This is a genomic window from Clostridium oryzae (genome assembly GCF_002029235.1).
GTDB classification, from domain to species: domain Bacteria; phylum Bacillota; class Clostridia; order Clostridiales; family Clostridiaceae; genus Clostridium_AE; species Clostridium_AE oryzae.
This window is the reverse complement of record NZ_MZGV01000098.1, coordinates 1-12,034: the sequence shown is the minus strand read 5'-3', so window position 1 is coordinate 12,034 and position 12,034 is coordinate 1. Positions and strand designations below refer to the sequence as shown.

Here is a 12,034-nt window from a genome sequence, read left to right as displayed (position 1 = left end):
TTCATATATTATTTACAATGTAATATCAAATTGATATATTTTACTAAAGTTAATATAAAAATGTTTAATTGTATGTACATTCATTTATAAACCTGATACTATTTATAAGTAACTAATAAAAGATAAGACTTGTTAAAGTTTGATAATATTTTAGCAATGTCGTCGGCAATGATTTTAGGGGGGTAGTATAGTGTCTGAATATATTCTCGAACTTATTGATGTTGTAAAGATTTTTGAAAAACAAAAAGCTGTAAATAATATTTCGTTAAACATAAAAGAGGGGGAGTTTATAACTCTATTAGGTCCTAGTGGATGTGGAAAGACAACTACATTAAGGATGATAGCTGGCTTTGAAATGCCTACCAGCGGAAAAATACTTCTTCAGGGTGAGAATGTTGAATATGAGCAGCCAAATAAAAGAGATATAAACACAGTATTTCAAAGTTATGCTCTTTTTCCACATATGAATGTATATGACAATATAGCTTATGGACTTAAGATTAAGAAAATTAGCAAAAGTGAAATAAAGAGCAGAGTTGAAGAAGTGCTGAAACTTGTAAAGCTTGAAGGATATGAAAAAAGAAAGCCTGATCAGCTTAGTGGTGGACAAAGGCAGAGAGTTGCTATAGCCAGAGCTGTTATCAATAGGCCCAAGGTCTTGTTATTGGATGAACCACTTGGAGCTTTAGATCTGAAGCTTAGAAAGCAGATGCAGGTGGAGCTTAAGAGACTGCAAAAAAAGTTGGGTATAACATTTATATATGTTACACATGACCAAGAAGAGGCTTTGAATATGTCTGATAAGATAGCTGTAATGAATAGTGGTATAATTGAGCAGTTTGGAACGCCAAAGGAGATATATGAAAAACCACAAACTAAATTTGTTGCAGGATTCATCGGAGAGTCAAGCTTGTTTGCTGGTAATGTCATTGAGGAACAGGGTGACAAAGCAGTGATTAATTGTTACGGAAGAAAAATAAATGTTAGCGGATATAAGTTAAAAAAAGGTGTAGGCATGGTTATATCAGTCAGACCTGAAAATATAAGATTTTCTAATGAAAAATCTGAGGAGTATATGATTAAAGCAACAATAAAAGAACATAGATATGCAGGTTCTATAATCAAGACATCTGCTGTGCTGGAAGATGGTACAGAGATACTTATAAATAACTATAATAAGAAGTTGGACATACCTGAAACCGAAAGCGTCATATGGCTCAGCTGGGATACTGAGGATATGGTTGTTATACCAGAGGAAGGTGAAAATTAATGAGCGAGAGGAAGAGTGCTAATAAATTTTCATACAAGTTTGAAGCATTTTTATCTAAGTTTGTGTCAATAGGACCTATATCGCTGTGGATGATACTACTTGTACTTGTTCCACTTATATATATAGTTTTTATAAGTTTTATGCAAAGATCTGATGCAGGAGAGATTATTTTTAAGCCAACTTTAGATAATTACATAACGATGAAGAATCCTATTTATTTTAAAGTTTTTATAGACTCACTGAATATGGCTTTTACAACAACAGTACTAGTATTAGCACTGGGATATCCATTTGCATATTTTGTTGCGAGAGTGCCTAAAAAATTCAGGGTGCTGGCCATGATGCTGATAATTGTACCTTTTTGGACAAACTCTTTGATAAGAACTTATGCGTGGATGAGTCTTTTAAGTACTGAAGGGCTAATTAATAATTTCCTTATAAAAATAGGAATAATAAAAGAACCGCTTAAAATGCTTTATACATACGGAGCTGTTCTAGTTGGAATGGTATATACACTTTTACCATTTATGGTGTTACCGCTGTACAATTCAATTGAAAAGATGGATAGAACTTATTTAGAGGCAGCAAGAGACTTGGGGGCTTCTAGTGTAAAAGCATTCCTAACAATTACTGTACCACTCACTATGCCTGGTATAGTAGCAGGATGTATACTAGTATTTATTCCATCCGTTGGTTTATTCTTCATATCAGATTTGATGGGGGGAAGCAAAGTAATGCTGATAGGAAGCCTTATACGAAATCAATTTTCAACAGCAAGAAACTGGCCTTTTGGAGCTGCACTTTCCATAGTTATGATTGTCTTATCTCTGGTTTTGATAGGCATTTACATAAAGCTTGTTGGCAGAAAAGTTGATATGGAGGTGTTCTAACATGGAAGGCAGAACCTATAAAGGAATTTCTTATGCTTATCTTATACTCATGTTTCTGTTTTTGTATGTGCCTATATTAGTGGTAGTAGTATATTCATTTAACTCAGCTAAGACAGGAGCTGCATGGCAAGGGTTTACGACGAGCTGGTTTTTTCAACTACTTCAAGATACCAATGTACTTGATGCGCTAAAGACGAGTATCACAGTTGCTTTTTTTAGCACATTAGTGGCAGCAATCGTAGGAACTATAGGTGCGGTTGGTATGTATAAATATACCTTTAAAGGCAAAGGCTTTATCGATTTGTTATTATATATCCCTATAATTATACCTGAGATAATAATGGGTATATCACTGATGGCGTTTTTTTCCAAGCTTAATGCTCGGTTTGGAATTGGTACTATGGTTTTATCAAATGCTACATTTTGTATTCCATATGTACTTATAATGGTTAAAGCAAGACTGGCGGGGTTTGACAAATCTATAGAAGATGCAGCAAGGGACTTAGGAGCAAATGGTTTTACAGTATTCAGAACCATAATACTTCCATTGATATTCCCAGCAGTAATTTCAGGAGCTATGTTATCTTTTGCATTATCATTGGATGACGTGATAATAAATTCTTTTGTAGCAGGCCCTGAGAGCACAACTTTACCGCTTAAAATATTTTCTATGCTGAAGTTTGGATTATCTCCGGAAATAAACGCATTGTGTTCTCTGATGCTGCTTGTTACACTGATTGTTTTAATTGTTTCTCAAAGTATTAATTCAGATAAATAGAAATATTTATACATATATAGTTAATTTTTATAAGGGGGTTGTTACAAATGCTAAAAAAATCTACTAAAATTTTAAGCCTGCTTACAACAGTAATTATTTCAGCATCACTATTTGCAGGATGCTCAAAAAGCAGTAAGCCAAAAGGAGAGGAAAAGGTACTAAATCTTTATACTTGGGCAAACTATGTGCCAGACAATGTTATAAAGGAATTCAAAAAAGAAACAGGTATAAAAGTAAATTTCACCAATTTTTCCACTAACGAGGAAATGCTTTCAAAACTTCAGGCTGCTAATGGGGGGCAGTATGACGTAATAATATGTGCTGATTATATTATCAAACTTATGTCTAATCAGGATAATGTATTGATGAAGCAGATTGATAAATCAAAGATATATAATTTTAAGAACTTAGATAAAACTTATTTGAATCAAAATTTTGATAAAGACAATAAATATTCCGTTCCTTATACTATGGGAAGTCAAATGATAGTTTATGATCCTAGCAAAGTGAAAGTTCCTATTCAAAGTTTTAAAGATCTATGGAATTCAAAGCTTAAAGATTCGCTAGTTTTATTGGATGATCCAAGATCAGTAATAGGAATGGCTCTTAAGAAGCTAGGCTATAGCATAAATGAAACTGATAAAACTAAACTTGATCAGGCTAAGGCAGAACTTGCAAAACTAAAACCAAATGTAAAGGTGTTTGATGCAGATACGCCTCACAATTCACTGATCAATGGTGATACTACTGTAGGTGTTATGTGGGGATCTCAAGCATCAGCGGCACTAAAAGGCAAGAAAGGCTTAGAAATAGTTTATCCTACAGATGGAATGACTGTAGAAGAGGATAATTTTATAATGCCAGTTAAGGCTCCTCATGCTAATAACGCATATAAATTTATTAATTTTATGCTTAATGGCAAAATTAGTGACATGGCTACAGAACAGACAGAATATGTTAATACTACGACAGCTGCAAAAAAATACATGTCTAAAGAGTATTTAAATAATAAGGCAGTGTTTATACCAACAGCAGAAATGAAAAAGACTGAACATATTGAAGATGTAGGAAGTGCTTCTAAGATATATGATCAGATATGGTCTGAATTTAAACAGCAATAAAAGAGGCGGCCGCTATGAATGTTTATGATTTAGTTATTAAAAATGGTACCCTCGTAATACCTGAAAGGCAGCAAATTATAACTGCAAATTTAGGAATCACTGGTGATAAAATAGCTATAATTACTAATGATGATATAAGAGGATTAAAAGAAATTGATGCGATGAACAAAATAGTAAGCCCCGGTTTTGTGGATGTACATGGACATATAGATGGACATCTTGAAGTAGGAAAGTTAGCTGCAGTTCAAGGAATAACCACTACAGTTGGCGGAAACTGCGGGTTAGGACATTCAAACTTAAGAGAGTTTTTTGATGCTCAGCAGGCAGGTTTTATAATTAATCAGGCTCAGCTTGTAGGACATTCTTTCAGCTTAAGAGAAGAAGTTGGGATAGAAAACCCATATTCAGCCGCTGATGACATACAAATAAAAGAAATGAGTCATCGTATTGAAAGAGCTTTTAATGAAGGAGCTATAGGATTATCTTTTGGTATTGAATATGCTCCTGGATCTTCTTATAAAGAAATCATGGAACTAAGCAGCATAGCAGCAAGGTATGGACGTATAATACCTATACACACTAATGTTGATAATCCTAACAGTTTGAAATCTTTAGAAGATGCAATTGCAATAGCTAAAGTTACAGGAGCTCATGTTCTCATATCACATTTTGTATATCAGTATGGAACAGGTGTTATGGAGAAAGCACTTGAACTGGTGGACAAAGCTAGACAGGATGGACTCAAAATATCAGTAGATAGTGGTATGTACACGTCATTTGCTACTCATATAGGTAGTGCTATATATGATAAGAGTTATATGAAAAAGATGGGATGGACAGTAACAGACTTAGTAGTGGCCTCTGGAAAGTATAGGGGAAGAAGGATGGATGAAAAGCTTTATAAAGAAGTAAGAGAAAACTATAGAAATGAATCTGCTATATGCTTTACCGGAGTTGAAGCAGAAATATATGAAGCTCTTCGAAAAGACTACGTCATGGTCTCAACGGATATTGGGCCAAGTTTAAGCGGTTCGACAAAGGACGGACATCCTCAAAATGCTGGTACTTTCCCAAGGTTTTTTAGAAAGATGGTAAGGGAACGAAAGGAACTTACTCTTCTTGATGCAGTGAGAAAGTGTACCTTGCTTCCTGCAGATACATTTGGGTTTGATAAAAAAGGAAGACTTTCTGAAGGCTGTGATGCAGATATAGTTATTTTTGATATCGATAATATTAGAGATAATGCATGGTTTCCTAATGAAGGTGAGCCTGATGCTAAACCTGATGGAATAGAATATGTAATTGTATCTGGTAAAATAATTGTAGAAAAGGGAAGCTTAGCAGAAGATATATTGCCAGGAAAGGTTATAATGGCTAAAGATTAAGAGCTAGAGCATTAAAAATGGTTGCAGTCGGGGGGGTATCTAAGCACGCTCATTATCATTCGCAGATAACCCGTTAAAGGCCATTTAGGCCTTTAATGAACGGAACCCTCCGACATAGGGTACAACCATTTTTCTTTTGTAGGCGCATAGCCTTTAACCTTTTTAAAGTCCCTATTGAAGGTCCTTACGCAATTGTAGCCACAATCCATAGATATGTCCAGCATAGATTTTGGCGTGGATTTTATTAGTTTTTGTGCTTTATCAATTCTTATAATTGTAAGATATTTTTTAAAGGTGAGACCTGTAAATTTTTTAAATAGTCTTGAAAAATAATAAGGACTTAAATTTGCTATATTGGATATAGTTTTTAAATCTAAATCTGAATTATAATTTTTCTCAATATAATCTATTATATATTGTATTTTTGGTATATCAGGTATTTTCTTTGGCTTATCAGTGAGAGTTTTGTTACAGGTCGGAAAATGTCTTAAACAAAGTGAACTCAATTCTATTATTTTACCTTTTATGTATTGTTCAAAGAAAGGCCTTTCAGATCTGAATTCTTCTGATATTTCATAAAAAATACTTCTTAGTTTCATTTTTACACTATTATCTAACTTGTTCATTATGGAGCTATCTATAAAAGCTGAAGCAAAGTTAGCATTTTCTGGCCAGCCGGCAGGACATCCAACAATATCAGGTCTAAAAATTAAAACTACTATACTTGAACTGCGGTTTTCACTGTCATAATAATGTATATCTGTACTACTGAAAATGGCCATTTCACCTTTATTAAGTACTTTAGTTTCCTTATTTACTCCTATCAATATACTTCCTTCACATACATAAACCATTTCTACATCTATATGGTAATGTGCAAGAAAATTGTTATTAAAGCAATAAAATATGTTGGCTTCAAGTTCTGGAGAGTAAGATCTAGTTTCTAAAAAAGCACCCATAGTAGTACCTCCTAATATTAATAATAAAATTATATTAAATAGAGCAAGAATTGTCCATAAACAGATTATAATTGGCGAGAAATTATGCAGATAAAGAAATATAATTAAAGCATAATCTAGGTGTATACAATTACAAAAAGGATAAACGAAAGGTGATTTCTATGAAAGTTAATGAAATTATTTCAAAAATGACCATGCAGGAAAAATTTATATTACTTACAGGCAAAGATAATTGGAGTACAGTTCCTATGGAACAATTGGGAATTCCTTCTATTAGAGTATCAGACGGACCTCACGGGGTGAGAAAGGTAAGAGACAGATCTCAAGAAGAAAAAAAGCTTTTAGAAGGGGTAGTTACAGGTGTTACTTGGAATGAAGAAACGTTGAAAGGGGTTTGCTTTCCAACGGCTTCGGCTATAGCAGCCACATGGAATAAGGATTTAGCAAGAGAAACTGGAAAAGCTCTTGGAAAAGAGTGTGTAAACCTTGATATTGATGTTCTCTTGGGACCTGGAACTAATATAAAGAGAACTCCTTTATGCGGAAGAAATTTTGAGTATTTTTCAGAGGATCCATTGCTTGCTGGAGAACTTGCAGCTGAATATATTAATGGGGTTCAGAGTCAAAATGTTGGTACTTCATTAAAACATTTTGCAGGAAATAATCAGGAATTTGACAGAATGAACATCAGCAGTGAAATAGATGAGAGAACAATGAGAGAAATTTATCTTAAGCCCTTTGAGATAGCTGTTAAGAAAGCTCAACCATGGACTGTGATGTGCGCGTATAACAGATTTAATGGAATGTACTGCAGTGAAAATAAATTTTTGCTTGATGAAGTATTGAAAAAAGAATTTGGACATAAAGGAATAGTGGTTTCAGACTGGTGGGCAGTTCATGATAGAGCAAAAGCACTTAGTGCTTCATTGGAATTGGAAATGCCATTCAGTGATAAAAGTGTTGGGTCCCTGAAAAATTCTTACGAAAAAGGCGAAATAACTGATGAAGAAATTGATTCAGCAGTGGAGAGATTACTGAACTTTATTTTCAAGGCATATGACAGCAGGAAAAAAAGAGATAAGAGTTATGATGTAGAACACCAAAGAAAGCTGGCTAAGGAAGTAGCTCTTGAAGCTATTACACTTCTTAAAAATGAGGATAATCTCCTTCCAATTAATAAGGGTAATGTAAGGAATATAGCTGTAATTGGTGATATGGCAGAAAATCCAGCTATTCAAGGCGGCGGAAGCTCATGTGTTAATGCTGAACATGTAGTTTCACCTCTCGAGGCAATCAAAGATGCTGCAGGGGCAGATTTCAACATCGAATACTCTTCTGCATATAGAAATTGGGAACATACCTCTGAAGTTAATGGATTAAATACAGCTATGGAAATTGCCGGAAAATCAGATATAACGTTATTGTTTGTAGGGGATACTTCTCAGATTGAAGGAGAAAGTTTTGACAGAACCTCTATTAAGCTTCCAGCTATATTTGAAAAAGTTATTCTAAATATAGCTGAACAAAATCCTAATACGGTTGTGGTTGTTCAGGCGGGTTCAGCAATTGATATGTCAGCTTGGATAGATAAAGTAAAGGCTGTAGTGTTCTCATGGTTTACAGGTGAGGAGGGGGGAAGTGCATTAGCAGACATTCTATTTGGTAAGGTAAGTCCAAGTGGAAAAATTGCGGAAACATTTCCGCTTAAATTAGAAGATACACCTGCCTATGGAACTTATCCCGGAAATGGATATGCCTCATGGTATTCAGAGGGGATAATGGTTGGATATCGATATTATGATACTTATAAGAAACCAGTACTTTTTCCATTTGGTTATGGATTATCATATACAACTTTTGAATACTCAGGCATCAAGGTATCAGCTGATAATATAAAAGAAGATGATAAGCTTACAATAACACTTAAGATTAGAAATACTGGAAGCTATGCAGCAAAGGAAATAGTGCAGCTTTATGTAAGAGACATTGTTACTAAGGTAATACGCCCTTACAAAGAACTTAAGGCTTTTGAAAAAGTTTATCTAGAACCTAATGAGGAAAAAGAGATTAATTTCGTATTAGAAAAAGATGCTTTCGCATATTATAATACTACACTTAAGAAATGGTTCGTAGAAAGTGGAGATTTTGAAATACTTGTAGGAAGTTCTTCTAGAGACATAAAAGCTTCAAAGAGAGTTAATATACAAGCTAAGAAGAATTTTTCATAAAAGAAGGTTGAGTGATTCTTGTCGGCTGAAAAATCCCTTCAAGCACCACTCAACCTTACGCTAATTTTGTAACTTAATAAAGTGTTATTTATTTAGCTATATATAACCAGTACAAGTAGTGGTTATTTTACTCTTTATGAATTTATGTTTTTTGTCAATGCATAGAGTCAGCATAGGTGAGGAAGTGGTTGGAGGAGGCATTTTCCAGCCGACGGAAATCACTTCCTCACCTTTTTATATGATTATTTTGTAGGAGTGATAATATGAATTATGGTTACTTTGATGAAGAAAACAAGGAGTATGTAATAACAAGGCCTGATACACCAGCACCTTGGGCTAATTATCTCGGCTCACCTGAATACGGAGCGATAATCTCAAACAATGCAGGTGGATATAGTTTTGTAAAATCTGGAGCAAACGGCAGGATAATACGTTATAGATTTAATGCTATAGCTTCTGACCAACCTGGAAGATACATATATTTAAGGGACAGAGACAGTAAGGAATATTGGTCTGCTACCTGGCAGCCTGTAGGAAAGAACCTTGATAAGTATAAGAGTGAGTGTCATCATGGTACTGCATATACTAGATTTGAATCTACATATGATAACATTAAAATGGATACATTGTATTATGTTCCGCTGAATAAAACTTATGAAGTATGGAAGTTTAAAGTAACTAATGAAGATAAGAAAGTAAGAAATATTTCTGCTTTTGGATATGTTGAGTTTACTACTGATAGTAATTATGAGCAAGATTCTGTTAATCTTCAGTACACTCAATTTATAACTAGAACAGAATATATTGAAAATAAAATAGTTCAACATATAAATGAAAATGTGGACAAGAATGACAAGGGAAGTAACGGACTTGAAAGATTTTTTGGGCTTGTTGGACAAGAAGTAACTGCATACAACGGAGATAGAGATTCTTTTGTAGGCTCATATAGGAGCTATTCAAATCCGATAGATATAGAAAACGGTCACTGCAGCAATTCATTAAATTATAATGAGAATCCATGTGGAGCACTTCAAACAGATATCACGTTACAGCCTGGTGAAACAAAGGAAATGGTATTTTTGCTTGGTGCTTATGATAATGAAAAAGCAAACAATATAATGAAGGCTTATAAGGATTTATCTGTAACCGAAAAAGAAATTAAGGAACTTAAGAATTTCTGGCATGGAAAACTTAACAATCTTCAGATAAACACACCTGACAAAAATTTTAATAATATGGTAAACACTTGGAATTCATATCAGTGTTTTATTACGTTTATATGGTCTAGAGCAGCTTCTTTTATTTATTGTGGTCTTAGAAATGGATATGGTTACAGAGACACTGTTCAGGATATACAGGGAATCATACATCTAGCACCAGAGATGGCACTGGAAAAGATAAGATTTATGCTGTCTGCGCAGGTTGATAATGGAGGAGGACTTCCGCTTGTAAAATTTACTCACAATGCAGGACATGAAAATACTCCAGATGATGCGCAGTATGTTTCCGAGACTGGTCATCCTAGCTATAGAGCAGATGATGCATTATGGCTTTTCCCTACTGTTGAAAAATATATTAATGAAAGTGGTAATATAGATTTTATCAATGAGCAGATAGTGTTTGCAAACACAGAGGAAAAGGTATCGGTTTATGAGCATCTGAAGAGGGCCATTAAATTCAGCATGGAGAGGCTTGGAGCTCATAACCTTCCAGCAGGTCTCCATGCAGATTGGAATGACTGTTTAAGACTTGGTAAACTTGGAGAATCAACGTTTGTTGCTTTTCAGCTCTATTATGCTCTTAGAATATTAAAAAAATATTCTGTAAGACTTAAAGATGAGGAGTATATAGGATATATTGATGAGAAATTGAAGGAACTTAAGGAAAGCATAAACACAAACTGCTGGGAAGAAGATCAATTTGTCAGAGGAATACGAGATAATGGAGAGATAGTTGGTTCAAAAACTCAACCGGAAGCAGCTACATGGCTAAATCCTCAGAGCTGGGCAGTAATAAGCGGTTTTGCAGATGAAAGGCAAACTAAATTGTGTTTGGATACAGTTTATAAAATCTTAAATACAGCACATGGTACAATGATTTGTTATCCTCCTTACAAGGATCACACCTTTGATGGGGCGTTAATGACGCTGTTTAATCCATATACAAAGGAAAATGGAGGTATATTTTCACAAACACAAGGATGGATTATATTAGCTGAAGCTTTAGCTGGCAATGGAGATAGAGCTTTTAAATATTTTCAGGAATGCAACCCTGCTGAAATGAATGATAAGGCTGAAATAAGAAAGATGGAACCTTATGTTCATGGGCAGTTTGTTGAAAGCAAAGGCAGTCCATTTGAAGGAAGAGCTCACGTGCATTGGCTTACTGGAACTGCATCTACTGTTATGGTAAGTTGTGTCGATGGAATCCTTGGAATAAAGCCAAGCGTTGATGGAATAGAAATAGAACCTTGTATTCCTAAGAGTTGGGATGGATTTACTATGCAGAAGAATTTCAGAGGAAAACAGCTTAATATAACAGTTAAGAATAACAGCCATATCGAAAAAGGAGTTAAAAAAGTTTTGCTTAATGGGCAAGATTTAGTGGATAAGCATATTGGTTTTGAGCAGCTTAAAGAGGAGAATGAGATAATACTATATATGTAATTTTACAAGATCATAGGGTGGTAAAGACTAGAGTATAGCTGTAGGAAGTGGTTGGAGGAGGCATTTTTTAGCCGACGGAAATCACTTCCTACCCTTTTTATTAAATATAAACACTATCATAAGTATCGGAAATACCACTGGCAGGATAGTATCTATTTTAAATCCGTCTGCAATAATTGAATATATAAAAGCAGCTATAGATACTATAAAATATGAAAGTACACCTAAGAGATTTTTTGATAATATAAACTTTATTGATAATATTATTAGAAGGTACATTATCAAATAAATAACAGATTCAAGGACTGGTTTGGATTTGTAGCCCATATATGCAAGGTTTCTATCTAAAGATTCCCTAAAGAGTATGGCTATAATTGTGCTTACTGAAGCTATTATCCACAATGATAATTGAATTATGCACAGCGATACTATGGGAAGTCCTAGACCATTATTTTCTTTATTCTTCATATTTAAAATTCTCCGATCCATAGGTTTATTTATAGAATAATTATAGGTTAATAAGAAAGATTTATCAATAAAGGATAAATTAACTTTTATGTTATGGTATACTCTATAATAGGATAATAAGCATATAGCATTATATAAAATAGAGCAATCTGGTAATATGTCAAGATAGTTTTTTTAAATGTTTCGATATGTTTTTCTTAAAAAAGGGTGCAAGAAATAAACATTCGGATTTTTTAATAAAAAATCGAATGTCAGTTCGTCTCGATATG

9 protein-coding genes are annotated in these 12,034 nt (G+C 34.1%); 7 read left to right on the top strand and 2 right to left on the bottom strand.

Annotated features, from left to right (window positions below):
• Window positions 1–190: 190 nt before the first annotated feature.
• Genes CLORY_RS21435 through CLORY_RS21415 form a run of 5 tightly spaced genes read left to right on the top strand, consistent with a single transcriptional unit; the run spans window position 191 to window position 5,444 of the window.
• The gene (locus CLORY_RS21435) at window positions 191–1,270 is read left to right on the top strand and encodes an ABC transporter ATP-binding protein (protein ID WP_079428389.1); all 1,080 of its coding nucleotides are present in this window, start codon (window positions 191–193) and stop codon (window positions 1,268–1,270) included.
• Window positions 1,270–2,160 carry an ABC transporter permease gene (locus tag CLORY_RS21430; RefSeq protein WP_079428387.1) on the top strand — a complete coding sequence of 297 codons (891 nt, stop codon included), beginning with the start codon at window positions 1,270–1,272 and terminating at the stop codon, window positions 2,158–2,160. The genes CLORY_RS21435 and CLORY_RS21430 overlap by 1 nt, the downstream gene beginning before the upstream one ends.
• Before the next feature lies 1 nt (window position 2,161).
• Window positions 2,162–2,938, top strand: coding sequence for an ABC transporter permease subunit (locus tag CLORY_RS21425; protein ID WP_079428385.1), 777 nt, complete (start codon window positions 2,162–2,164; stop codon window positions 2,936–2,938).
• Between the two features lie 47 nt (window positions 2,939–2,985).
• Window positions 2,986–4,059 carry a polyamine ABC transporter substrate-binding protein gene (locus CLORY_RS21420; RefSeq protein ID WP_079428383.1) on the top strand — a complete coding sequence of 358 codons (1,074 nt, stop codon included), beginning with the start codon at window positions 2,986–2,988 and terminating at the stop codon, window positions 4,057–4,059.
• Between the two features lie 14 nt (window positions 4,060–4,073).
• The gene (locus CLORY_RS21415) at window positions 4,074–5,444 is read left to right on the top strand and encodes an amidohydrolase family protein (protein WP_079428381.1); all 1,371 of its coding nucleotides are present in this window, start codon (window positions 4,074–4,076) and stop codon (window positions 5,442–5,444) included.
• 92 nt (window positions 5,445–5,536) lie between these two features.
• On the opposite strand, the gene CLORY_RS21410 is transcribed toward CLORY_RS21415, so the two are convergent.
• Window positions 5,537–6,403 carry an AraC family transcriptional regulator gene (locus CLORY_RS21410; protein ID WP_079428379.1) on the bottom strand — a complete coding sequence of 289 codons (867 nt, stop codon included), beginning with the start codon at window positions 6,401–6,403 and terminating at the stop codon, window positions 5,537–5,539.
• 161 nt (window positions 6,404–6,564) lie between these two features.
• Between CLORY_RS21410 and CLORY_RS21405 the strand changes: the two genes are divergently transcribed.
• Both CLORY_RS21405 and CLORY_RS21400 read left to right on the top strand, forming a co-directional pair.
• Window positions 6,565–8,631: a beta-glucosidase gene (locus CLORY_RS21405; RefSeq protein WP_079428377.1), complete on the top strand. Its 2,067-nt coding sequence runs from the start codon at window positions 6,565–6,567 to the stop codon at window positions 8,629–8,631.
• A gap of 263 nt (window positions 8,632–8,894) precedes the next feature.
• On the top strand, window positions 8,895–11,297 hold the full coding sequence (locus tag CLORY_RS21400) for a glycoside hydrolase family 94 protein (RefSeq protein WP_079428375.1): 2,403 nt from the start codon (window positions 8,895–8,897) through the stop codon (window positions 11,295–11,297).
• Window positions 11,298–11,378: 81 nt separating this feature from the next.
• Here CLORY_RS21400 and CLORY_RS21395 read toward each other — a convergent pair whose 3' ends face one another.
• The gene (locus tag CLORY_RS21395; protein ID WP_079428373.1) at window positions 11,379–11,765 is read right to left on the bottom strand and encodes a hypothetical protein; all 387 of its coding nucleotides are present in this window, start codon (window positions 11,763–11,765) and stop codon (window positions 11,379–11,381) included.
• Between the last annotated feature and the right edge of the window lie 269 nt (window positions 11,766–12,034).

Excerpts from the sequence above, each read along its gene's own strand:
- CLORY_RS21430 (WP_079428387.1), top strand. The coding sequence starts at position 1,270 with ATGAGCGAGAGGAAGAGTGCTAATAAATTTTCATACAAGTTTGAAGCA.
- CLORY_RS21425 (WP_079428385.1), top strand. The coding sequence starts at position 2,162 with ATGGAAGGCAGAACCTATAAAGGAATTTCTTATGCTTATCTTATACTC.
- CLORY_RS21420 (WP_079428383.1), top strand. The coding sequence starts at position 2,986 with ATGCTAAAAAAATCTACTAAAATTTTAAGCCTGCTTACAACAGTAATT.
- CLORY_RS21415 (WP_079428381.1), top strand. The coding sequence starts at position 4,074 with ATGAATGTTTATGATTTAGTTATTAAAAATGGTACCCTCGTAATACCT.
- CLORY_RS21410 (WP_079428379.1), bottom strand. The coding sequence starts at position 6,403 with ATGGGTGCTTTTTTAGAAACTAGATCTTACTCTCCAGAACTTGAAGCC.
- CLORY_RS21405 (WP_079428377.1), top strand. The coding sequence starts at position 6,565 with ATGAAAGTTAATGAAATTATTTCAAAAATGACCATGCAGGAAAAATTT.
- CLORY_RS21400 (WP_079428375.1), top strand. The coding sequence starts at position 8,895 with ATGAATTATGGTTACTTTGATGAAGAAAACAAGGAGTATGTAATAACA.
- CLORY_RS21395 (WP_079428373.1), bottom strand. The coding sequence starts at position 11,765 with ATGAAGAATAAAGAAAATAATGGTCTAGGACTTCCCATAGTATCGCTG.